At 69.4% G+C, this 19,199-nt stretch carries 28 protein-coding genes and 1 tRNA gene; 14 read left to right on the top strand and 15 right to left on the bottom strand.

Translation table 11 applies throughout. The features are described 5' to 3' along the window. Positions 1-36: 36 nt before the first annotated feature. Positions 37-396, bottom strand: a complete 360-nt coding sequence (locus HHUB_RS08555) for an RNA polymerase Rpb4 family protein (RefSeq protein ID WP_059057204.1) — start codon at positions 394-396, stop codon at positions 37-39. A gap of 1 nt (position 397) precedes the next feature. Next, positions 398-700 (bottom strand): 50S ribosomal protein L21e, encoded by a 303-nt coding sequence (locus HHUB_RS08560; protein ID WP_059057205.1) that lies wholly within the window; start codon positions 698-700, stop codon positions 398-400. A 225-nt stretch (positions 701-925) separates the two neighbouring features. Here HHUB_RS08560 and HHUB_RS08565 point away from each other — a divergent pair, with 225 nt between their 5' ends. Further along, positions 926-1,474 (top strand): hypothetical protein, encoded by a 549-nt coding sequence (locus HHUB_RS08565; RefSeq protein WP_059057206.1) that lies wholly within the window; start codon positions 926-928, stop codon positions 1,472-1,474. Here HHUB_RS08565 and HHUB_RS17070 read toward each other — a convergent pair. The 4 genes from HHUB_RS17070 to HHUB_RS08580 are packed head-to-tail and all read right to left on the bottom strand — an operon-like array spanning position 1,471 to position 3,239. After that, positions 1,471-1,623: a hypothetical protein gene (locus HHUB_RS17070; protein WP_169793402.1), complete on the bottom strand. Its 153-nt coding sequence runs from the start codon at positions 1,621-1,623 to the stop codon at positions 1,471-1,473. The genes HHUB_RS08565 and HHUB_RS17070 overlap by 4 nt on opposite strands. Positions 1,624-1,682: 59 nt before the next feature. Continuing rightward, the gene (locus HHUB_RS08570) at positions 1,683-1,913 is read right to left on the bottom strand and encodes a YMGG-like glycine zipper-containing protein (protein ID WP_059057207.1); all 231 of its coding nucleotides are present in this window, start codon (positions 1,911-1,913) and stop codon (positions 1,683-1,685) included. A 31-nt stretch (positions 1,914-1,944) separates the two neighbouring features. After that, complete coding sequence (locus HHUB_RS08575; RefSeq protein WP_059057208.1) at positions 1,945-2,916, bottom strand: zinc-dependent metalloprotease; 972 nt, start codon at positions 2,914-2,916, stop codon at positions 1,945-1,947. 47 nt (positions 2,917-2,963) lie between these two features. Further along, positions 2,964-3,239 (bottom strand): hypothetical protein, encoded by a 276-nt coding sequence (locus tag HHUB_RS08580; RefSeq protein WP_059057209.1) that lies wholly within the window; start codon positions 3,237-3,239, stop codon positions 2,964-2,966. 91 nt (positions 3,240-3,330) lie between these two features. On the opposite strand from HHUB_RS08580, the gene HHUB_RS08585 reads away from it, so the two are divergent. The 5 genes from HHUB_RS08585 (at position 3,331) to HHUB_RS08605 (ending at position 7,327) form a co-directional block, all read left to right on the top strand. Next, the gene (locus HHUB_RS08585; RefSeq protein ID WP_059057210.1) at positions 3,331-4,389 is read left to right on the top strand and encodes a M20/M25/M40 family metallo-hydrolase; all 1,059 of its coding nucleotides are present in this window, start codon (positions 3,331-3,333) and stop codon (positions 4,387-4,389) included. Positions 4,390-4,474: 85 nt separating this feature from the next. After that, the gene (locus HHUB_RS08590; RefSeq protein WP_058983693.1) at positions 4,475-4,657 is read left to right on the top strand and encodes an LSM domain-containing protein; all 183 of its coding nucleotides are present in this window, start codon (positions 4,475-4,477) and stop codon (positions 4,655-4,657) included. Further along, positions 4,654-4,830 (top strand): 50S ribosomal protein L37e, encoded by a 177-nt coding sequence (locus HHUB_RS08595; RefSeq protein WP_059057211.1) that lies wholly within the window; start codon positions 4,654-4,656, stop codon positions 4,828-4,830. Before HHUB_RS08590 ends, HHUB_RS08595 begins: the two co-directional genes overlap by 4 nt. A gap of 235 nt (positions 4,831-5,065) precedes the next feature. Beyond that, the gene (gene purF / locus HHUB_RS08600) at positions 5,066-6,535 is read left to right on the top strand and encodes an amidophosphoribosyltransferase (RefSeq protein WP_059057212.1); all 1,470 of its coding nucleotides are present in this window, start codon (positions 5,066-5,068) and stop codon (positions 6,533-6,535) included. A 39-nt stretch (positions 6,536-6,574) separates the two neighbouring features. After that, positions 6,575-7,327: a hypothetical protein gene (locus HHUB_RS08605; protein ID WP_059057213.1), complete on the top strand. Its 753-nt coding sequence runs from the start codon at positions 6,575-6,577 to the stop codon at positions 7,325-7,327. Here the strand turns inward: HHUB_RS08605 and HHUB_RS08610 are convergent. Continuing rightward, on the bottom strand, positions 7,321-7,884 hold the full coding sequence (locus HHUB_RS08610) for a DUF420 domain-containing protein (protein ID WP_059057214.1): 564 nt from the start codon (positions 7,882-7,884) through the stop codon (positions 7,321-7,323). The two genes, HHUB_RS08605 and HHUB_RS08610, sit on opposite strands and share 7 nt — an antisense overlap. Positions 7,885-8,005: 121 nt before the next feature. Between HHUB_RS08610 and HHUB_RS08615 the strand changes: the two genes are divergently transcribed. Next, a tRNA-Leu gene (locus tag HHUB_RS08615) sits at positions 8,006-8,090 on the top strand. A 224-nt stretch (positions 8,091-8,314) separates the two neighbouring features. Here HHUB_RS08615 and HHUB_RS08620 read toward each other — a convergent pair. The 6 genes from HHUB_RS08620 to HHUB_RS08640 all read right to left on the bottom strand — a co-directional run bounded on the left by HHUB_RS08620 (position 8,315) and on the right by HHUB_RS08640 (position 11,833). Next, on the bottom strand, positions 8,315-8,515 hold the full coding sequence (locus HHUB_RS08620) for a hypothetical protein (RefSeq protein WP_059057215.1): 201 nt from the start codon (positions 8,513-8,515) through the stop codon (positions 8,315-8,317). Next, complete coding sequence (locus HHUB_RS08625) at positions 8,499-8,921, bottom strand: winged helix-turn-helix domain-containing protein (RefSeq protein ID WP_082687215.1); 423 nt, start codon at positions 8,919-8,921, stop codon at positions 8,499-8,501. The genes HHUB_RS08620 and HHUB_RS08625 overlap by 17 nt, the downstream gene beginning before the upstream one ends. A gap of 102 nt (positions 8,922-9,023) precedes the next feature. Continuing rightward, complete coding sequence (locus tag HHUB_RS08630; RefSeq protein ID WP_059057216.1) at positions 9,024-9,671, bottom strand: helix-turn-helix domain-containing protein; 648 nt, start codon at positions 9,669-9,671, stop codon at positions 9,024-9,026. A 79-nt stretch (positions 9,672-9,750) separates the two neighbouring features. Continuing rightward, positions 9,751-10,206, bottom strand: coding sequence for a pyridoxamine 5'-phosphate oxidase family protein (locus HHUB_RS08635; RefSeq protein WP_059057217.1), 456 nt, complete (start codon positions 10,204-10,206; stop codon positions 9,751-9,753). Positions 10,207-10,326: 120 nt separating this feature from the next. Beyond that, the gene (locus HHUB_RS17075; RefSeq protein WP_169793403.1) at positions 10,327-10,485 is read right to left on the bottom strand and encodes a DUF7560 family zinc ribbon protein; all 159 of its coding nucleotides are present in this window, start codon (positions 10,483-10,485) and stop codon (positions 10,327-10,329) included. Between the two features lie 85 nt (positions 10,486-10,570). Then, positions 10,571-11,833, bottom strand: coding sequence for a hypothetical protein (locus HHUB_RS08640; RefSeq protein WP_059057218.1), 1,263 nt, complete (start codon positions 11,831-11,833; stop codon positions 10,571-10,573). 106 nt (positions 11,834-11,939) lie between these two features. Here HHUB_RS08640 and HHUB_RS08645 point away from each other — a divergent pair, with 106 nt between their 5' ends. The 4 genes from HHUB_RS08645 (at position 11,940) to HHUB_RS08660 (ending at position 14,515) form a co-directional block, all read left to right on the top strand. Further along, entirely contained in the window at positions 11,940-12,434 is a 495-nt protein-coding gene (locus HHUB_RS08645) for a helix-turn-helix domain-containing protein (RefSeq protein WP_059057219.1), read from the top strand. A 69-nt stretch (positions 12,435-12,503) separates the two neighbouring features. Continuing rightward, complete coding sequence (locus tag HHUB_RS08650; RefSeq protein WP_059057220.1) at positions 12,504-13,628, top strand: acyl-CoA dehydrogenase family protein; 1,125 nt, start codon at positions 12,504-12,506, stop codon at positions 13,626-13,628. A 42-nt stretch (positions 13,629-13,670) separates the two neighbouring features. Beyond that, a complete protein-coding gene (locus HHUB_RS08655; RefSeq protein ID WP_059057221.1) occupies positions 13,671-13,955 on the top strand; it encodes a hypothetical protein in 285 nt (94 codons plus the stop codon). 41 nt (positions 13,956-13,996) lie between these two features. Next, positions 13,997-14,515, top strand: coding sequence for an HAD family hydrolase (locus HHUB_RS08660; RefSeq protein WP_059057222.1), 519 nt, complete (start codon positions 13,997-13,999; stop codon positions 14,513-14,515). Here HHUB_RS08660 and HHUB_RS08665 read toward each other — a convergent pair whose 3' ends face one another. After that, positions 14,516-14,752: a DUF5822 domain-containing protein gene (locus HHUB_RS08665; RefSeq protein WP_059057223.1), complete on the bottom strand. Its 237-nt coding sequence runs from the start codon at positions 14,750-14,752 to the stop codon at positions 14,516-14,518. It lies immediately after the preceding gene. A 91-nt stretch (positions 14,753-14,843) separates the two neighbouring features. Between HHUB_RS08665 and panB the strand changes: the two genes are divergently transcribed. Next, positions 14,844-15,656: a 3-methyl-2-oxobutanoate hydroxymethyltransferase gene (gene panB, locus HHUB_RS08670; protein WP_059057224.1), complete on the top strand. Its 813-nt coding sequence runs from the start codon at positions 14,844-14,846 to the stop codon at positions 15,654-15,656. On the opposite strand, the gene HHUB_RS08675 is transcribed toward panB, so the two are convergent. Further along, complete coding sequence (locus HHUB_RS08675) at positions 15,653-16,441, bottom strand: alpha/beta fold hydrolase (RefSeq protein ID WP_059058249.1); 789 nt, start codon at positions 16,439-16,441, stop codon at positions 15,653-15,655. The two genes, panB and HHUB_RS08675, sit on opposite strands and share 4 nt — an antisense overlap. A gap of 139 nt (positions 16,442-16,580) precedes the next feature. Here HHUB_RS08675 and HHUB_RS08680 point away from each other — a divergent pair, with 139 nt between their 5' ends. Beyond that, positions 16,581-16,832 carry a DUF7127 family protein gene (locus tag HHUB_RS08680; protein WP_059057225.1) on the top strand — a complete coding sequence of 84 codons (252 nt, stop codon included), beginning with the start codon at positions 16,581-16,583 and terminating at the stop codon, positions 16,830-16,832. Continuing rightward, a complete protein-coding gene (locus HHUB_RS08685; protein ID WP_059057226.1) occupies positions 16,829-19,102 on the top strand; it encodes a CDC48 family AAA ATPase in 2,274 nt (757 codons plus the stop codon). Before HHUB_RS08680 ends, HHUB_RS08685 begins: the two co-directional genes overlap by 4 nt. The last annotated feature ends 97 nt before the right edge of the window (positions 19,103-19,199 follow it).

The following is a 19,199-nucleotide window of genomic DNA, read 5'->3' on the forward strand; positions in this document are numbered from 1 at the left end:
CAGCCGACACTTAAACGGTCGGCCACTCGACCCGAGTCAGGCGTACTTCGCGACGACGTCGAGAATGTCGTCGAGCTCGTCGCCGGAGAGCGCGTACCGCTCCTGGGCGAACACCGCGCGCAGCTCCGTGCGGGTCCGCGGGAGCAGGTCGGCGATCTTGTACGCGACGGCCTCGTCGCTGACGTGTTCGAGCGCGAGCAGGTCCTCGACGAGTTCGCGGGACTCCTCGGGCTCGAGGACGGCGAACCGATTGACGTGCTCGACCGCGCGCGCCAGCTCGAAGCGGAGTTCGCGGTCCTCCTCGGCGGCGCGCTCGGCCTCGACGTCCGTCAGCAGCTCCTTCGCCTCGGAGACGGTGAGGAACTCCTCGTCGAGCGTTTCCTTGAAGATGGTCATGCTAGTCCTGCTCGTCCGGCTGTGCGCGGAGGTGCGCTGCCGCCGCGATGACGACCTTGTCCTTGCCGTTGTCGTTGATTTCGACCTTGAACGCGTCGCCCTGCTTGCCGACGACTTCGCCGGTGAGGCCGTCGAATCGAGCGTGGAAGCGGCCGTTGGCCGTGGACGGGTCCGTCTTCAGGTGGACCTTCTGTCCTTCGTCGAACTCGGCGATGGCGCGCTGGGGCGGGGACGTACCGCGGTCGCGGGGGTCGTTCGAGAGCTTCTCGCGAGTGCTGTTGAGGGGTCCGTTGGAGCTCGGCATAGTCGTACGCCCGATTACTCCCGTCGCGGTTATAAAACGCACGTTACGTGCGCGGGTGAGCGGAGCGAACCCGCGTAGTTGCGAGCGCGGAGCGCAAGCGATGCGCGAGCCGCGTGGGTGAGCTGGACCACGTTTCAGCGACCGAAGGGAGCCGCACGGCCATCGAAACTGCGAGCGCGGCCGCCGCCGACGCACTCAAGTCGGCCTGCGCGTTAGTCGCGGGTGATGCGAGTACGGGACTGGGAGGACATCGTTTCGGACGTCGTGGAGTCGAACGCCGACCCCGAGGGGTGGCGCGCGCTCGCCGGCGACCGGCCGTCGGGCGTCGGCGAGGACTTCTACCTCGGCCATCCCTCGCAGGGCGTCTACCACTTGAAGACGTACGCGAAGAACCCCTTCGAGGTGCGCGGCGTGGGGACGCAGGTCGCGCGGAAGGTCGACGACGGGCTGGCGGACCTCCTCCCGGACGGCGACAGCGGCCGGTTCGCCGTCCAGCAGCCCGTCGAGGACGAGGACGAGGCCGAGGAGCGCGCGAGCAAGCTCGAACAGGTCGTGCAGGCGCACGCGGACGCGCCGACGACGCCCGAGGACTTCTTCGACGACGTGATGGACGCCCTGGAGAGTCCGGCGTTCGGACCGATGGAGTACGACCCGTACGGCCGGCCGGACGCGATGGACGACCTCCGGGAGGAGTTCGCGGACGCCGAGGAGCTCCTGGACGCGGAGCTGGACGACCTCGTCGAAGAGGACGACGTCGGCCGCGGCTTCCACTAGTTCTCGAACAGCGGCGCGAGTTCGTCCTCGTAGCACGGCTGGCAGACGTAGTAGTCGACCACGCCCGCGTCGGTCTTGGTGTGGATGGTGGCGTGGACGGCGTGCCCGAGCGGCACGTCGTCCGCACAGATGCCGCAGGTGGCCGGCAATTCGCCTCACCAAGAGAATAAATTATCGCGTCTACACTTATAGCCGGTGGCGGGGAGCGTCAGTCGTCGGAGCGCGAGACGACGTCCGCGTCGGGCTTCCGGTTCTTGACGTCGTCGACCACCGAGCTGACGTCGACGCGCTTCTCGCCGACGGTCGCGCCGACGAGCGCGCCGACGCCGGCACCGGTGCTCGCGGCGTTCCGGCTGACGATTCCGCCGAGCGCGCCGCCGACGGCGGCACCGATAGCTGCGTACTTCGCACGACTGAACACTCGCTTGAGTCGGCTCATACCCGACAGTTGGGCGCGGAGACGGATAAAGCTACTCGGCAGTCTCACCGGCGGAGTCGGTGACGCGCGCGAGCCACGCGCGAGGCGCGTCCAGTTCCGCGTCGGTCGGGAGGTACTCGGGGTCGTCCCAGACGCGGCTGGCGCCGGCGAGCCCGCGCTCGGCGGCGACTGTCTCGAAGAACGCGCGGCCGCGCTCGTACTGCTCGCGCTTCAATTGGAGGCCGAGCGCGCGCTTGACGAGGTTCGTCAGCGGGCTGCCGCCCCGCCGGCGCGCGTCGAGTTTCGCGCGGAGGTCGGCGTACTCGCCGTCGAACGCCTCGTCCATCAGTAGTTCCGCGTACCCCTCGACGGCGGTCATCGCGACGTGCAACTCCCGAAACGCCTCGCGTCGAACCTCGCCGTCGGCGAGCGCGGCGACGCCGGCTTCGAGTTGGTCTTCGAGGTGGTCCGCGAGCCACGGCGCGGCGCCGAACTCCGCGGCGTGGGTGACCTCGTGGAACGCAATCCAACGGCGGAACCGCGGGAACGCGACGTCGAGGCTGTCGGCGGCGCCGACGACGTTCGGGTGGACGAAGTAGAGCGCGTGGTCGGAGGTGTCCGCGAGCAGGAGCGGGTCGTACTGCCCGAGGACGTGCCGGGAGACGAACGCGAGCGCGCCCGCGGTGGTCGCCGTGTTCAGCGAGCGCGCGACGCCGGGGAGGTAGCTGGCGCGCTCGTTCAGCGGCTCGAACACGCGCCGGAACGTCGCGACGTTGGCGTCCACCCAGTGGTGGCGGTTCTGAATCTCGACGGTCTCGGGGACGTCGAACTCCAGCCCGGAGACGTCGCGGAGTTGCGCGCGGGCGTCCCGCACGTCGGCGGCGTACGCTTCTGCCTCGGCCTCGGAGAGGTCGAGGTCGCCGGGGTCGGTGGCGGCCTTCGCGGCCTCGGAGACGGCGTCCCAGTCGATGGCGCCGTCGCCGCCGGCGTTCGCGACGGCGCGCGCACTCTCGAAGAGCGTCATACGTGGAGTCGGCGGCGAACAGCCAAAGCCCTTCTGCCGGTCGCGGCCTACGCTTCGAGTTCGACGTCCTCGTCGTCGCCGCCGCGGCGCTTCAGGCCGACGAGCGCGGCGAACACCACCAGCACGACGAGCGCGACGAGCGCGCCGACCCCCGCCGAGCTACTCGACTCGCTTCCCTCGTCCTTCCAGCCGGCGCTCTCGATGTCCTCGTCGTCGCCCTCGCTGTCGGCGGCTTCCGGCGCCAGTTCCTCGTCGGCGCCCGTGGTCACGGACGGCGAGAAGTCGAACTTCGACTCGTGGAAGTGTAACTCGATGAGTCCCATACTCGTCAGTTCGCCGAGAGGCCATATATCCGTTGTGGGGTGGCCGCCGCGCTCTCGGAGGATTCTTGTCCGCGGCTTCGACAGGTGGCGTATGGACGAGCCACGAGAGTCGTTCCTGCGCCGCCTGCTCGACGCGCCCAGCCCCTCCGGCTTCGAGACGGCGGGCCAGCGCGTGTGGGTCGATTACGTCGAGGCGTTCGCCGACGAGGTTCGCACGGACGCGTACGGGAACGCGGTCGCCGTCTACGACGGCGGCGACACCGAGGTCGCGTTCACGGGCCACGCCGACGAACTCGGCTTCGTCGTGACCGCAATCACCGACGACGGCTTCTTGCGCGTGCGGCCGCTGGGCGGCGTCGACCGCTCGGTCACCGAGGGCACCCAGATTACCGTCCACACCGACGACGGCCCCGTCAACGGCGTCGTCGGTCAGACCGCGGTCCACCTCCGAGATGCGGGGGAAGACGACCCGGCGAACGTCACCGAGCAGCACCTTGACGTCGGTGCCGACGACGGCGAGCACGCCCGCGAACTCGTGGATGTCGGCGACCCGGCGACACTCGCGGCGGGCGTCCACGACCTCGCGGGGACGCGCATCGCGGGCCGCGGCCTCGACAACCGCACGGGGTCGTGGGTCGCCGCGGAAGCGCTCCGGCGCGCCGCCGAGCAGGACGCAGACTGCACGGTGTACGCCGTCAACACCGTCCAGGAGGAACTCGGGACGCGGGGCGCGAGCATGGTGGCGTTCGACATCGACCCGGACGTGGCGCTCGTCGTGGACGTCACGCACGCCGCGGACAACCCCTCGTACCCCAGCGACCACGCCAGCGAGGTCGAACTGGGCGGCGGGCCGACTGTGACTCGCGGCGGGTCCAGCCACCCCGAGGTGGCGCGCGCAGTGCGGGACGCGGGCGACGCGGCGGACATCGACGTGCAGGTGGAGGCGATGTCCACGACGACGGGGACGGACGCCGACGCGTTCTTCGAGGCGCGCGGCGGCATCCCCACCGCGCTCGTCGGCATCCCGAACCGGTACATGCACACGCCCGCGGAGGTCGTGGACCTCGCCGACGTCGAGGACGCCGCGGACCTGCTGGCGGCGTTCGCGGTGCGGGAGGCCGACCGGGAGTCGTTCGCCGTGGACGTCTGAGCGCGCGACCGGCGCCAGCGGCCGCGTCCTCGGGTCGCGACCGCGGTCCGGTACGCTTATAGACGCGACACGTCCCCGTTGGTGTATGAGCGGCCGACCACTCGACGTACTCGAGGAGTCTCTTGAGGAGACCGTCACGGTCCGACTCAAGGACGGCGAAGAGTTCACTGGCGTCCTCACGGGCTACGACCAGCACATGAACATCGTGCTGGAGGGCGAAGACACAACGATTATCCGTGGCGACAACGTCGTAACCATCAAACCATGACGGGAGCTGGGACCCCGAGCCAAGGGAAGAAGAACACGACGACGCACACGAAGTGCCGCCGCTGCGGCGAGAAGTCCTACCACACGAAGAAGAAGGTCTGTTCGAGCTGTGGCTTCGGCAAGTCCGCGAAGCGCCGGAGCTACAACTGGCAGGGCAAGACCGGCGACAACTAACTCCGTTTCTCCTGCGTTTCTCGCGATTCCGTAGCGACGCGACTATTCTGCGTTCCGAGCACTCGTAACTCGGAGCGTGCGCTCTCGGAATGACCGTGCAGTCTGCCACCAGCTTTGGCTCGTGGTAGCACACAACCCCCACGGTTGGCACGTTCGTGCATATAACGGTGGTGTGTTTCGGCGAGTTCGACACGGTTGCGGAAGTTTTACCCTGCGTGGCGGGGTAGGAGCGTCCATGTCACCCGGGCGCGAGGACGGCCCCGAGTTCGACCACCCCACGGAGAAGTGCGGCGTCGTCGGCGTCTCCCTCGCCGAGCGCGACGCCGCCTTCCCGACGTACTACGCGCTGTACGCGCTCCAGCACCGCGGGCAGGAGTCCGCCGGCATCGTCACCCACGACGGCTTCCAGCAACACCAGCACGTCGAGATGGGACTGGTCGGCGACGCCTTCGACGAGTCCGACATCGAGGAGCTCGTCGGGAGCGCCGGCATCGGCCACGTGCGCTACCCGACCGCGGGCAGCGTGGACAAGTCCTGCGCGCAGCCGTTCTCCGTCTCGTTCAAGGGCGGCGCGCTCGGGCTCAGCCACAACGGCAACCTCGTCAACGCCGACGAGATTCGCGACGACCTCGCCAGCAGCGGGCACGCGTTCACCAGCGACGGCGACACCGAGGTCATCGCCCACGACCTCGCGCGCAACCTCCTCGACGAGGACCTCGTCGCCGCCGTCGAGACGACGATGCACCGCGTCCACGGGTCGTACTCGCTGACTATCATGCACGACGACACCGTGCTGGGCGTGCGCGACCCGCTCGGGAACCGCCCGCTCGTCCTCGGGGAGCTCGACGACGGCTACGTGCTCGCCAGCGAGTCCGCGGCCATCGACACGCTCGGCGGCGAACTCGTCCGGGACGTCCGCCCCGGTGAGCTCGTCGTCCTCCACGAGGACGGCGAGGGCTACGACTCCCACCAGCTCGTCGAAGCCGAGAACACGGCGAACTGCTTCTTCGAGTACGTCTACTTCGCGCGCCCGGACTCCGTCATCGACGACGAGCTCGTCTACGAGGTGCGACGCGAGCTCGGCCGCCAGCTCTGGGCGGAGAACGGCGTGGACACGGACGTCGTGATGCCCGTCCCCGACTCCGGGCGCGCGTTCGCGTCCGGGTACGCCGAGGCCGGACAGAACGACGGCGCGACCGTCGAGTTCGCGGAGGGCCTGATGAAGAACCGCTACGTCGGCCGCACGTTCATCATGCCGACCCAAGAGGCCCGCGAGCAGGCGGTCCGCCTCAAGCTCAACCCCATCAAGTCCACCGTCGAGGGCCGCACGGTCACCGTCATCGACGACTCCATCGTCCGCGGCACCACGAGCAGCCAGCTCGTGGACCTCCTCTACGAGGCCGGCGCCGAGGAGGTCCACGTGCGCATCGGCGCGCCGCCCATCAGCGCGCCCTGCTACATGGGCATCGACATGGCGACCCGCGACGAGCTCATCGCCGCCGACAAGACCGCCAGCGAAATCGCCGACGAGATCGGCGCGGACAGCCTCTCGTACCTCTCGCTGGACGCCGTCACGACCGCCATCGGGCGCTCGCAGGCGGACCTCTGCGCGGGCTGCGTGACCGGCGAGTACCCCTACGACATCCCCGGCGAGGCCACCGACCGCGAAATCGAGCGCCCGGCCGAAGCGCCCGCCGACGACTGAGCCCAAGCGACTTTTACCGGCCCGAGCGACGCGACGAGTATGCGACCCGCCCTCCACGTCGCCGCAGTCGCCCTGCTACTGGTCGCCGGCTGTATGGGACAGGGGCCGGCGCCAGCCCCGGACTCGACCGAGACGACGCCGTACCCGCCCGGCGTGAGCGCGGACGGCGTCGCGAACGCGTCCGCGCTCGTGGGCGCCCACAGCGACCACGTCACCACGCACGGCGCCGTCGTCACGTCGAACGGCACGACGACGGTGCGAATCGGCGGCGAGCCGCGGACCGTCGAGACGAACGCGACGGCTCGCGCGACACCGAATCTGACTCGCATCCACGTCGTCTCGTGGGGCGTCCGCGTCAGCGGGAACGAGACCGCGCCGGAGCGCTACGAGGTGTACGCCAACGAGACGACGGTGCTGGAGCGAATCGCGCACGAGAACGAGACCTCGGTCCGTAGCGAGCGCCGCGGGGACGCGCCGATTGTCGTCGAGCGCGTCGTCCGCACACAGCCGCTCCGCGCGGTGCTCGGCGCGCTCGACTTCGAAGTCGCCGGGACCGAGCGGCGGAACGGCCGGACCGTGACCACGCTCACCGCCGACGAGACGGCGCTGGGCGACGACACGCCCTCGCGGCACGCCGCGACGCTGGAAGTCGCGGCCAGCGGGCGCGTGCTCTCGCTTTCCACCGTGCGCGACCGGAACACGACGGCCGTCGGCCAGCGGACGCTCGACGTGACGTGGGCGAACGCGACGACCGTCGAGCCGCCCGCGTGGGTCCGAGAGCGGCGTCAGTAGAGCACGTACAGCAGGAGGTAGACGACGATGCCGAGCGCGAACGACACCAGCCACAGCGACGCCGCGACGCGGCCGACCTTCGCGTGGTTGGTCGCGGGAATCTCCGAAATCTCGCGGGTGCCCGCGAGCAACAGCGCGTAGTAGACCAGCGGAATCGACACCATCGCCAGCCCCATGTGGATAATCAGAATCGGGAGGTAGACGTACGTGTAGACGGCCTCGGGGCCGCCGAAGCCCGTGGTTCCCTCGACGACGATGCGATAGAGGTAGAACGCGAGGAACAGCACGAACAGCAGCGTCGATGCCAGCATCGCGGCCTTGTGCCGCCTGACGTTCCCGTTGCGAATCGCGCGCCAGCCGACGGCGATGGTGCCGATGGCGGCCGCGCTGAGCGCGGCGTTCACGGTCGGGAGCGCGTGCAGGACCGCGTCCGGTGCGTGCGGCACCGCGGACGCGGGGACGAACCCGCGGACCGCGGCGATTACGAGCGCCAGCGACGCCACCGAGAGCACCGCGGTCAGCGAGCGAACGTGCCGCCGCGCGAACCCGTCTGTCATGGGCGGCGGTTCGGCCGCGCCCCCCATAGCGGTTTCCGTGTCGGCGACTCGCAGGGGACGGCCAAATCGTAGGGGTTTTAATTGGGCGGCGGGTACGGTGGATTGCAAACGCACGTAGCGAGCGTGGGTAGCCAAGCTAGGCCAAAGGCGCAGCGTTGAGGGCGCTGTCCTGTAGAGGTTCGCCGGTTCAAATCCGGTCCCACGCATCGCTCGGGCGGCGCTACGCGCCGCCGAACGCCGAGACGGCTTCGCCGTCGAGGCAAAACGGCGATGCACGGTGATTCCCTCCCAAGGGACATCACCCACGCACAATCCTTTCCGTTCCAACATCCGACAGCGACGCGTCTGTCGTCGCACTCGTCACTGAATCCGTCAGCTACGGCGCTGTCGCTGGCGCTCGGGGCGACTGGTGACTATGTCGAGAAGAGCGTCAGTTGTCGGTCTCGGGGTCGTCGATGGCGTCGTCGAGGCCGGTCTGCTGGGAGGCGTCGGCGACGTAGTCGGCGACGTCGCGTTCGTCGGCGGCTTCGACGCGCCGGGAGTCGGCGTCGCGCTGGGATTCCGTTATCGTGTCCGTGCCGGTGACGTCGACGAACAGCGACGCGAAGTTCCGGTCAGTCGTCTGCGACATTCGTCTGGGTGGACAGGGAGTTGGCGAACGTGGCGGACGGTTCGGTGTCGGCGTGGTCGACGGTGAGGGAGACGCCGTCGGCGCCGACCGAGAGCGTGACGTCGTCGATGGCGCAGTCGTACTCGCTGACGTGCTTGCCGGAGCGGCGCACGCGCAGCGATTCGTCGAGGAGGCCGGCGTCCGCGAGGATGTCGACCTTGCGGTAGGCCGTGGACTGCGGGAGGTCGCAGGTCTCGGAGATTTCGCCGACGGTGAGCGTGGCGTCGCGGGTGGCTTCCAGAATCGTCCGGCAGTCGGCGTCGTCGAGTGCGTCGAGGACGTTCTGGACGTCGTCGGCGTCGGTGTGCGTGGTGGGGCCGTCGTCGCGGTCGGTGCGGATGCCGGCGGGCAGCTGACTCTGACTCATATCTCATGGAATGCACTCCGGGGGGAGGAGTGTGAGACCCCTCTATCGAGGGTGGTTTAAGTAGGGGTGGGAAGGAGTGGAGTCGTTTCGGGGCGGTGAGCGTCAGGACCCCTCTTCGAGGACGTCTGCGAAGAGCTTGCGCTGGGCGGCGGTGAGGTGCTCCGTGAGCGTCGACGCCGTGATGTCGAGTTCGTCGGCGACGTCGGTGGCGTTGGCCTCGCGGGGCTGAGCGAAGTACCCCATCTCGTAGGCGGTCTGGAGGACCTCTAGCTGGCGCTCGGTGAGCTTCCCGCGGTCGACGAACACCGTGTCGCGGGAGGTGCCGCCCGTGGGCGCGCGGACGAGCCGCTGGATGTCGACCTCGGGGTAGCGGTCGCGGAACTCCCCGACGATGGTCTGGAGCTGGTCGAAGCTCTCGGCGTGGAAGACGACTTCGAGGTCGCCCGAGTGCGCGAAGAAGCGGTCCACGGGCGTCTCGAACTCGCCGAGGCAGACGCAGGGGCAGTCGGCGTCCGCGTCGTGGGTGACGCGGTAGAGGTGGCGGTCGGCGTACTCGAACACCGGGTCGTCGTAGTCCTCGGGGACGGCGTCCGCGTCCACGAGGAACTCCGTGACGCAGTCGGCGGCGTCGGTGGCCGCGACGCTCGTGGAGACGTCGCTGATGGTGGTGTTCGCGCGCTCGGAGAGGTCGGCGACGGGGCAGACCGCCGGCGCGGGGAACTCGACGGTGACGCGAATCCCGCCAGACATTACCGGTCCGTTGGCTGGCTCCGCACTTGAGGGTGGGGGTCTACCGCAGCGAGGACGGCCCGGGAGAGAAGCAGCGTGCTCAGTCGTGGCGCTCGGAGAGCTCGATGTGGCGGCCGCTGATGGTGTCCGCGCGGAGCTCGTACAGCTTGATGTCGAGGTCGGGCTTGGATTCGCCCCAGATTTCGAACAGCGGGCGCTTCGCGTCGCCGTACTGTTCGACGTGCTCGACGGTCATCTCCTCGCGGGGAATCTCGGTGAGCGTGCCGGTGACGACGACGCTCTGGTAGGTGGGTTCGTCCTCCTCGTAGACGACGAGGCGGGCGTCGGGGTTCGAGGAGAGGAACTCGCGTTTCTCGCTGTCCGGGGTCGAGACGAGCCGGAGGTAGAACGTCCGGTCGTCGGCGTCGTACCCGTAGGAGATGGGAATCGCGTACGGGTCGTCGTCGCGGGCGAGCGAGAGCACGCCGGTTTCGTGGCGGCCGAGGAGCGCGTCGGTGTCCGACTGCGTCATCTCGGTCTGCTTCTCCAGGGCCATCGTAGACATGTCGTGCTTGTTCGGCAGTATCTTTATACTTGCCTATCTGGAGCGCGGAAAACCAGGAGACGCGTCACGGGCGCGCGCGATGCCAGCGAGGAGCGGCGGCGAGCGGCAGGACTATTCGGGCGCGTCGACGGGGGAGAACGCCCCGGTGGTGACCGAGGTCCCGCAGACGACGCACCCGTTCTCCACGAGGGCGTCCCGCATCGCGGGGTTGACCTCCATGGACTCCCCGCAACTCGGGCAGACGAAGGTGAACTCCTCACTGGCGGTCATCGCTACCTGAGCGTATGCTCGCTCCGGGTAAATGAACCCCCCTGTTTCCAAACGTCTGAGAACAACTTTCGCGCGAACCTACCTGTCAGCGGAACCGGCCGGCGAGCCCGGAGACGCGGCGTTTCAGGGCGTCCAGCCGCTGGCCGACTGCGACCGTCGGAATCGACGCGACGCCACTCGGGGCGTCCGTCGGGCGCTCTGGGAGCGCGGCGCGGACGTGGTGGCGGGCGACGACGAGCGTCGCCGCCACGACGAGCACCGGGAAGCCGGCGAGCGCGACGCCCGAGAGCGGCTCGACGGACGGCGAAATCTGGGTGCCGAGGCCGTACGCGACGTAGACGCACCCGACGAGCACGGCGACGGTGGCGGCGGCGACGGCGAACCCGAGCCGCCGGGTGCGGGTCGCGAGGTGTGTGCAGAACGCCTCGACTTTCCCCGCGAGGTGCGTGGCGGCGTCGCCGGGGCGCTCGGTCTCGCCGGCGCGCCTGACTGCGGCGGCCTGTTCGCGCGTGAACGCCGCGAGTCCGGGGCGCGGCGCGACGGCGGCGTGGACGGCGACCCCGGCCGCGATTGCCGTGCCGACGGTGACCGCGGCGACGCCGGCGCTGACCGGGGTCGTGAGCACGATGCGGGAGCCGTCCGGCGGGCGGAAGACAGCGACGACCGCGAGCGTCGCGGCCAGCAGGAACGACGCGAGGCCGAGTACGCGCCACGCGACCGCGCGCACGCCGTCGAGCGCGTCGAGGTGGGCGTCGAGGACGGTCTCGGTCCCGGTGACGGCGGGCGCGCTCGCGTCGAACGATTCGGGGTCGGGCCGACGGTCGCCGGGCGTGCCGCCGGGCGGCACGTCGAACGCCAGCGGGTTCGCGACGGCGTCCTCGACGAGCCGGGCGGGCGTCGTGTACTCCGCGCGGAGGTCCGCGGCGACGGCCTCGGGGAGCCGGTACAGCGAGTCGTCGCGGCGCGCGTCGTCCATCCCCAGCGAGAGCAACGAGACGTGGTCGAGGGCTGGCTGGACGTTCGTGAGCGTGACGACGCCCCACTCGCCGTCGGGCTCCTCGATGTCCGTGTAGCGGGCGACCTCGCTGCTGTCGGCGGTCGTCGACCACACTTGGCCGACGGCGCGCAGGCCGAACTCGCGGTGGAAGCAGACGTAGTCGCCGCGGTCGAGGGCCGCGAGCACGTCGGTGTCGCGGGTCGCCCACGCGTGCGTGTCGGCGAGGCTGCGGAGGAGGTCGGAGACCGCGGGCGGCTCCGCGGCCGTCGCGTACCCCTCTCCGAAGGCGTCGGTGAGGTCCTCGCTAGTCAGCGAGGCGAGGTAGACGCTGTCGGCGAAGTCGGCGGGCATACGGGAGCGCTGACGCCGCGGGTACTTAACTGTCGCCCGCGAGATTTCCCGCGTTTCCGGCCGGCAAGCGGGGTATTGAAATGGTGGCACCTCCATACGGCAGGGTATGCCGAAGTATTCGACCGGCGGCGCCAGCGGCGGCGGGGGCGGACAGACCTGCGAGCTCTGCGGGTCGACGTCCGACTCCCTCCGTTCGGCGGACGTCGCTGGGGCGGAGCTGACGGTCTGCCCCGACTGCGCGAGCAGCCACGACGAGAGCCCCGACCGGACGCCCGACGAGGACCAACAGCGCAAGCAGGAGGCCGCGCAGAACACGGCCCGCGCGCTCGACCAGGCGACCGGCGACTCCAGCCACTGGGAGGAGAACGGGACCGACTACGAGCGCGACCAGCTCCCGTACCTCGTCACGGACTACGGCGAGCGCGTCGTCCGCGCCCGACAGGAGGCGGGGCTCCAGCGCGAGGAGCTCGCGGAGGAGCTCGGCGTCGACGAGTCGGACCTGCTGGCGGTCGAGCAGGGCCGCGCGACGCAGGCCAGCGTCGGCGGGTCGGTCGTCGCGGCGCTCGAAGACCGCCTCGACGTGGAGCTCAGCGACGAGTAGCGCCGGCGGCCCCGGTCGCGGCCGGCCGGGAATCAATCATCTTTTTTCAGGCGGGAGCGAAGGCCGGGTATGGACCTCTCCGCCGAGCAGCGCCAGATTCGGGACGCCGTCCGGGAGTTCGCAGCCGAGGAGATTCGCCCGACGGCGGCCGACGCCGACCGCGAGCAGGAGTTCCCCGAGGGCGTCTGGGACGGCCTCGCGGAGATGGGGATGACCGCGATGACCGTCCCGGAGGCGTACGGCGGCCTCGACGTGGACAGCCTGACGTACAGCGTCGTCAACGAGGAGGTCGCGTACGGCGCGCTGTCGGTGGCGACCGCGCTCTCCGTACACTGCCTCGCGACGTCCTGTATCGCGGAGTTCGGCAGCGACGACCTCAAATCCGAGTGGCTGCCGGAGATGGCCGACGGCCGGCCGGTGGGCGCGTTCGCGCTCTCGGAGCCCGACGCCGGCTCGAACCCCGCACAGATGACCACCGAGGCCGTCCGCGACGGCGACGAGTACGTGCTGAACGGGAAGAAGCAGTGGATTACGAACGGGAAGCGCTCGGGGGTCGCCATCGTGTTCGCGAAGGTGGACGGCGACGACGACAAGATAACGCAGTTCCTCGTGCCCAAGGACACGGAGGACATCGAGGTCGGGAAGAAGGAGGACAAGCTCGGACTGCGCGCCAGCGACACCACGAGCCTGCTGTTCGACGACTGCCGGATTCCCGCCGAGTACCGGCTCACCAAGGAGGGCAAGGGGATGTCGGCGGCGCTGCACATCCTCACCGGCGGCCGCATCGGCATCGCGTCGCAGGCGGTCGGGCTCGCGCAAGCCGGCCTCGACGCCGCACTCGAATACGCCGACGAGCGCGAGCAGTTCGACCGGACGCTCTCCGAGATTCAGACGATTCGGCACAAGCTCGCGGACATGGAGACGCAGACGCAGGCCGCGCGACTGCTCGCGCGGGACGCCGCCCGTCGGGCCGACGCGGGCGAGGACCACCGCGACGCCGCGGCGAAGGCGAAGTACTTCGCCAGCGAGGCCGCCGTCGACGTCACCAACGAGGCCGTCCAGATTCACGGCGGCTACGGCTACACGACGGAGTTCGACGTCGAGCGGCTCTACCGGGACTCCAAGATCACGACCATCTACGAGGGCACCTCCGAGATTCAGAAGGAGGTCATCGCGCGCGGCCTGCTGGACTGAACGGCCCCACGACCTTTGGGCGAGCGCGCCGACGCCCCGGATATGACTGACTCCGAGGACTGGGACCGCGACGTCGTCGAACCCGTGTTGCGCGTGCTCCACCAGGCGGGCGTCGCCGTCACCGCGGACGTGGTCGCGACGAACCTCGACGCCGTGCTGGACGACGCGCCGACCGCCGTCGAGGTGGACGCCGCGCTCGCGGAGCTGGACGAGGACAACTTCGTGCGGCCGTTCGCGGACACCGACGACTACTACGTGATTACGGACCGCGGCAGCGGCCACGTCAGCAACGAGCTCGACGAGGAGGGGTTCGGGTTCGTCGACTGACCCACCGAAGGTTCTAACCTCCAGACGACCTACAAGAAGTCGTGACCGACTACGAAGCAGTCGTCTACGACCTCGACGGGACGCTCGTCCGGCTCGCGGTCGACTGGGAGACCGTCGAGCGCGAGGTCGCCGCGCGGCTCCGCGAGGCTGGCGTCGAGCCCAGCACGTACGACATGTGGGAGATGCTGGACGCCGCCGAGGACGCGGGCGTCGGCGCGGAGGTCCACGAGCTCATCGCGGGCCACGAGCGCGACGGCGCGACCCGCGCGGAGCGGCTGCCGGGCGCGGACGAGCTCGCGAGCCTCGACGTGCCAGCGGCGGTCTGCTCGCTGAACGCGGAGGACGCGTGTCGCAGCGCGCTCCGCCGCCACGACTTGCTGGATTCGTTCCGCGTGGTCGCGGGCCGCGACACGGTGCCCGCGCGCAAGCCCGACCCGCAAGCGTTGACGTGGGTGCTGGACGAACTCGGCGTCGCGCCCGAGAACGCGCTGTTCGTCGGCGACTCGGCCTCGGACGAAGTCACCGCCGAGCGCGCGGGCGCGGCGTTCCGCTGGGCGTAGCTACTCCTCGACGTTCCGGCGCGCGTACCAGTACGTCGCGAGCGCCGTCACCAGCCAGACGACCGCGCCGACGCGCACCGCGAACGACACTCGGGACGGCCACGTCGGCAGCGTGTAGAACAGCGAGAGGACGACCACCGCGGGCGCGCCGACGACGATGGTGAGCACGAACGTCGTCTGCATCACCCAGCCGTAGTCGACGCCCTCCGGGTCGGTCTCCTCCTGTAGCTCCGGCACACGCGAGAGCACGGCGGCCCCCGGCATAACTTCCCCGTTGTGCGGCGCCGGTTCGCGTACGTTTATCAGGCCGCCCGCGCGACCACGGAGTATGCCGACCGTCCGAGACGTCCGCGGGAACGCGGGCGACGAGCCGATAACGATGCTGACCGCGTACGACGCGCCGACCGCCAGCGTCGTTGACGACGCGGGCGTCGACGTGATTCTCGTCGGCGACAGCGTGGGCAACGCGAAGCTCGGCTACGACACCACGCTCCCGGTGACCGTCGACGAGATAGCGAGCGCGACCGCCGCGGTGTCCCGGGCGACCGAGGACGCCGTCGTCGTCGCGGACATGCCGTTCCTGAGCTTCGGGGTCGAAGAAGGCGAGAGCATCGAGCACTGCGGGCGGATGCTCAAGGAGGCGGACGCCGACGCCGTGAAACTGGAGTCCGGCCCGCACACGGTCGAGCTCACCGAGCGGCTGACGGACCTCGGGATTCCCGTGATGGCCCACCTCGGGCTGACCCCCCAGCACGTCAACCAACTCGGCGGCTACTTCCGGCAGGGCACCGACCAGAGCGCCGCCGAACGGATGCTCGACCTCGCGCGCGAGCACGAGGACGCGGGCGCGTTCTCACTCGTGCTCGAACACGTCCCCGCGAACGTCGCCAGCGACGTCACGGACGCTCTCGACATCCCAACCATCGGTATCGGCGCCGGCCCCGACACGGACGGGCAGGTGCTCGTCGTGGACGACGCAATCGGGCTCTCCGAGCGCAGTCCGCCGTTCGCCGAGCAGTTCGGGGACGTCAGAGCCGAGATGGAGAACGCCGTCGAGGGCTACGTGGACGCCGTCGAGTCCGGGGAGTTCCCCGCCGAGGAGCACAGCCACGTCGAGGAAGACGTGGATTCACTGTACTAGAGGCCGCGTTCGTCGAGAAACGACGAGAGTTCGTCGTTGAACGCTTCGGGCGCTTCCAGCATCGAGAGGTGCGCGGCGTCCTCGACGGTCGCCCACGCCCCGTCTTGCACGTGTTCTGCGACGTACTCGTGGTACTGCGGGGGCGTGAGGCGGTCGTACTCGCCCGTGAGCGCGAACACGGGCGTCTCGACTTGGTCGAGGCGGTCGCGGACGTCGAAGGTGTGACAGGACAGGAAGTCGCGCTCGACGACCTCGCGGCCGGCTTCGCGCATCGCTTCCTTCGAGACGGCGAGTTCGCGCTCGCTGGGGTCGTGGAAGAGGAAGTCCTCGCGGTGGAGGAACTCGACGGCACGGGAGAAGCCGTCGCCCTCGCCGGCCAGCCAGTCCCGGAGTTCGTCGAGCACGGAGAGCTTCGCGCCGGAGCCCGCCAGCACGACGGCGTCGGCGTCGAAACCGCCGTCGAGGACTGCCGTGAGGGCGACGGCGCCGCCGAGGCTGTTCCCGACGAGCACGCCGGCGTCCACCTCGCTGGCGACCGCGCGCACGTCCTCGACGTACGCGGCGAGCGTCTCCGGACCGGGCTCGGTGTCGACGTCGTCGCTCTCGCCGTGGCCGCTGAGGTCGAGGGCGGCGACCGGCCGCGTGCCGGAGAGCCGCGCGAGCTGGGCCTTCCAGACGCCGTGAGTGCCGCCGCTGCCGTGGACGCAGAGCAGCGGCGTGGCGCTGCCGTCGCGGTCCTCGGCCCGGTAGGCGGTGGTGCGGCCGTCGTGGGTGACCGTCTGCATGTTCGCGGCGAGGACGACCAGCGCCAAAACACCTACGGCGGTGTGAACCGCAATTCTACCTGTCTCGTCGTCGCCGCACCGTCCCCCACCAGTCGCCGATAAGCTTATAAGGGTGCGATGGTAACTTTACGTTAGTCAAATGAATCCGAAATCCTTCACCGAGCAACTCGACGCGCCGGCGCGGCGCTTCGACTACGGCGACGAAACCGTCCTCGTCGCGGACCTCGGGGTCAGCGACGACGCGGTCACCATCGACGTCGTCGACGAGACGGTCATCCTCGTCGTCGAGGCCGACGACGAGACCCGCCAGCACGAGTTCGACGTGCCCGCGGGCACGGTCGCGAAAGCGCTTATCAACAACGGCGTCGTCACCGTCGAGGTGGAACGATGAAACTCACGGTCAAGCCGCTCAAGCAGAAGGACGCGGGCCGTGGACTGGCCGCCATCGACCGCGCGGCGATGGACGAACTCGACCTCGAGAACGGCGACTACGTCGTCCTCAGCAGCGATCAGGGTCGCGCCGTCGCCCGCGTCTGGCCGGGCTACCCCGAGGACGAGGGCGAGGGCATCGTCCGCATCGACGGCCGCCTCCGTCAGGAGGCCGAAGTCGGCATCGACGACAACGTCGCCGTCGAACCCGCCGACATCAAGCCCGCGACCGCCGTCACGGTCGCGCTCCCGCAGAACCTCCGCGTTCGCGGCGACATCACGCCGATGGTGCGCGACCGCCTGAGCGGCCGCCCCGTCACCACCGGGCAGACCATCCCCATCTCCTTCGGTTTCGGCGGGATGAGCACGGTCTCCGGCCAGCAGATTCCCGTCAAAATCGCGGACACGGACCCCGACGGCACGGTCGTCGTGAGCAACGACACCGAGATTCAGGTCTCCGAGCAGCCCGCCGAGGAAATCGCCGCGGGCGCGCCCGCCGGCGAAGCCGGCGACAGCACGCCGAACGTCGCCTACGAGGACATCGGCGGCCTCGACCGCGAACTCGAACAGGTCCGGGAGATGATCGAACTCCCGATGCGCCACCCCGAGCTGTTCCAGCAGCTCGGCATCGAACCGCCGAAGGGCGTGCTCCTCCACGGCCCGCCCGGAACGGGGAAGACGCTCATCGCGAAGGCCGTCGCCAACGAGATCGACGCGCACTTCCAGACGATTTCGGGCCCCGAGATCATGTCGAAGTACTACGGGGAGAGCGAGGAGAAGCTCCGCGAGGTCTTCGACGAGGCCGAGGAGAACGCTCCCGCCATCGTCTTCATCGACGAGATCGACTCCATCGCGCCCAAGCGCGGCGAGACGCAGGGTGACGTCGAGCGCCGCGTCGTCGCCCAGCTCCTCTCGCTGATGGACGGGCTCGAAGAGCGCGGCGACGTCACGGTCATCGCGGCGACCAACCGCGTGGACGCCATCGACCCCGCGCTCCGCCGCGGCGGCCGCTTCGACCGCGAAATCGAAATCGGCGTCCCCGACAAGGACGGCCGCAAGGAGATTCTCCAGGTCCACACGCGCGGCATGCCCCTCGCCGAGGAAATCGACATCGACGCGTTCGCCGAATCCACGCACGGCTTCGTCGGCGCGGACATCGAGAGCCTCGCGAAGGAAGCCGCGATGAACGCGCTCCGGCGCGTCCGCCCGGACATCGACCTCGAAGCCGACGAGATCGACGCCGAACTCCTCGAATCCATCCAGGTCACCGAGGACGACTTCAAGGCCGCGCTGAAGGGCATCGAGCCCTCGGCGCTCCGCGAAGTGTTCGTCGAAGTCCCGGACGTCACCTGGGACCAGGTCGGCGGCCTCGAAGACACCAAAGAGCGCCTCCGCGAGACCATCCAGTGGCCGCTGGACTACCCCGAGGTCTTCGAGTCCATGGACCTCCAGTCCGCGAAGGGCGTGTTGCTGTACGGTCCGCCGGGCACGGGGAAGACGCTGCTCGCGAAGGCCGTCGCCAACGAGGCCAACTCGAACTTCATCTCCGTGAAGGGCCCCGAACTCCTCAACAAGTACGTCGGGGAGTCCGAGAAGGGCGTCCGCGAGGTCTTCGAGAAGGCGCGCGCGAACGCCCCCACGGTGGTGTTCTTCGACGAGATCGACTCCATCGCCGGCGAACGCGGCTCCAACATGGGCGACTCCGGCGTCGGCGAACGCGTCGTCAGCCAGCTCCTCACGGAACTGGACGGCATCGAGGAACTGGAGGACGTGGTGGTCGTCGCGACGACGAACCGCCCCGACCTCATCGACAGCGCCTTGCTCCGTCCGGGCCGCCTGGACCGCCACGTCCACGTCCCCGTCCCGGACGAGGACGCACGCCGCGCCATCCTCGACGTCCACACGCGCAACAAGCCGCTGGCCGACGACGTCGACCTCGACTACCTCGCCAGCGAGACCGCGAACTTCGTCGGCGCGGACATCGAAGCGCTCGTCCGCGAAGCCACGATGAACGCCACCCGCGAGTTCATCAACTCCGTGGACCCCGAGGAAGCCATCGAATCCGTCGGCAACGTCCGCATCACCGCCGAACACTTCGACGAAGCGCTCACGGACATCACGCCCAGCGTCGACGAAGACGTCCGCGAGCAGTACGAGGAACTCGAAGAGAAATTCGAGAAGGCAGCCACCCCCGAGGAAGAAGAACGCACCACCCCCGGGGCGTTCCAATAGTACCTTTTTGCTGCGGAGGGTCGCCTGCGGCGACCCCCGCTTGCAAAAAGCTACGCTAAAAACTCCCCGCTCGCTCACTTCGTTCGCTCGCGGTGAA

It is taken from the genome of Halobacterium hubeiense (genome assembly GCF_001488575.1).
In the GTDB taxonomy this organism is placed as follows: Archaea; Halobacteriota; Halobacteria; order Halobacteriales; family Halobacteriaceae; genus Halobacterium; species Halobacterium hubeiense.

Excerpts from the sequence above, each read along its gene's own strand:
- HHUB_RS08630 (WP_059057216.1), bottom strand. The coding sequence starts at position 9,671 with ATGTCTGGCGGGATTCGCGTCACCGTCGAGTTCCCCGCGCCGGCGGTC.
- HHUB_RS08570 (WP_059057207.1), bottom strand. The coding sequence starts at position 1,913 with ATGAGCCGACTCAAGCGAGTGTTCAGTCGTGCGAAGTACGCAGCTATC.
- HHUB_RS08685 (WP_059057226.1), top strand. The coding sequence starts at position 16,829 with ATGAAACTCACGGTCAAGCCGCTCAAGCAGAAGGACGCGGGCCGTGGA.
- HHUB_RS08610 (WP_059057214.1), bottom strand. The coding sequence starts at position 7,884 with ATGACAGACGGGTTCGCGCGGCGGCACGTTCGCTCGCTGACCGCGGTG.
- HHUB_RS08645 (WP_059057219.1), top strand. The coding sequence starts at position 11,940 with ATGCCGAAGTATTCGACCGGCGGCGCCAGCGGCGGCGGGGGCGGACAG.
- HHUB_RS08575 (WP_059057208.1), bottom strand. The coding sequence starts at position 2,916 with ATGACGCTCTTCGAGAGTGCGCGCGCCGTCGCGAACGCCGGCGGCGAC.
- panB (WP_059057224.1), top strand. The coding sequence starts at position 14,844 with ATGCCGACCGTCCGAGACGTCCGCGGGAACGCGGGCGACGAGCCGATA.
- HHUB_RS08560 (WP_059057205.1), bottom strand. The coding sequence starts at position 700 with ATGCCGAGCTCCAACGGACCCCTCAACAGCACTCGCGAGAAGCTCTCG.
- HHUB_RS17075 (WP_169793403.1), bottom strand. The coding sequence starts at position 10,485 with ATGACCGCCAGTGAGGAGTTCACCTTCGTCTGCCCGAGTTGCGGGGAG.
- HHUB_RS08585 (WP_059057210.1), top strand. The coding sequence starts at position 3,331 with ATGGACGAGCCACGAGAGTCGTTCCTGCGCCGCCTGCTCGACGCGCCC.
- HHUB_RS08655 (WP_059057221.1), top strand. The coding sequence starts at position 13,671 with ATGACTGACTCCGAGGACTGGGACCGCGACGTCGTCGAACCCGTGTTG.
- HHUB_RS08680 (WP_059057225.1), top strand. The coding sequence starts at position 16,581 with ATGAATCCGAAATCCTTCACCGAGCAACTCGACGCGCCGGCGCGGCGC.
- HHUB_RS08640 (WP_059057218.1), bottom strand. The coding sequence starts at position 11,833 with ATGCCCGCCGACTTCGCCGACAGCGTCTACCTCGCCTCGCTGACTAGC.
- HHUB_RS08650 (WP_059057220.1), top strand. The coding sequence starts at position 12,504 with ATGGACCTCTCCGCCGAGCAGCGCCAGATTCGGGACGCCGTCCGGGAG.
- HHUB_RS08590 (WP_058983693.1), top strand. The coding sequence starts at position 4,475 with ATGAGCGGCCGACCACTCGACGTACTCGAGGAGTCTCTTGAGGAGACC.
- HHUB_RS08565 (WP_059057206.1), top strand. The coding sequence starts at position 926 with ATGCGAGTACGGGACTGGGAGGACATCGTTTCGGACGTCGTGGAGTCG.
- HHUB_RS08675 (WP_059058249.1), bottom strand. The coding sequence starts at position 16,441 with ATGCAGACGGTCACCCACGACGGCCGCACCACCGCCTACCGGGCCGAG.
- HHUB_RS08555 (WP_059057204.1), bottom strand. The coding sequence starts at position 396 with ATGACCATCTTCAAGGAAACGCTCGACGAGGAGTTCCTCACCGTCTCC.
- HHUB_RS08580 (WP_059057209.1), bottom strand. The coding sequence starts at position 3,239 with ATGGGACTCATCGAGTTACACTTCCACGAGTCGAAGTTCGACTTCTCG.
- HHUB_RS08625 (WP_082687215.1), bottom strand. The coding sequence starts at position 8,921 with ATGAGTCAGAGTCAGCTGCCCGCCGGCATCCGCACCGACCGCGACGAC.
- purF (WP_059057212.1), top strand. The coding sequence starts at position 5,066 with ATGTCACCCGGGCGCGAGGACGGCCCCGAGTTCGACCACCCCACGGAG.
- HHUB_RS08595 (WP_059057211.1), top strand. The coding sequence starts at position 4,654 with ATGACGGGAGCTGGGACCCCGAGCCAAGGGAAGAAGAACACGACGACG.
- HHUB_RS08635 (WP_059057217.1), bottom strand. The coding sequence starts at position 10,206 with ATGGCCCTGGAGAAGCAGACCGAGATGACGCAGTCGGACACCGACGCG.
- HHUB_RS08605 (WP_059057213.1), top strand. The coding sequence starts at position 6,575 with ATGCGACCCGCCCTCCACGTCGCCGCAGTCGCCCTGCTACTGGTCGCC.
- HHUB_RS08620 (WP_059057215.1), bottom strand. The coding sequence starts at position 8,515 with ATGTCGCAGACGACTGACCGGAACTTCGCGTCGCTGTTCGTCGACGTC.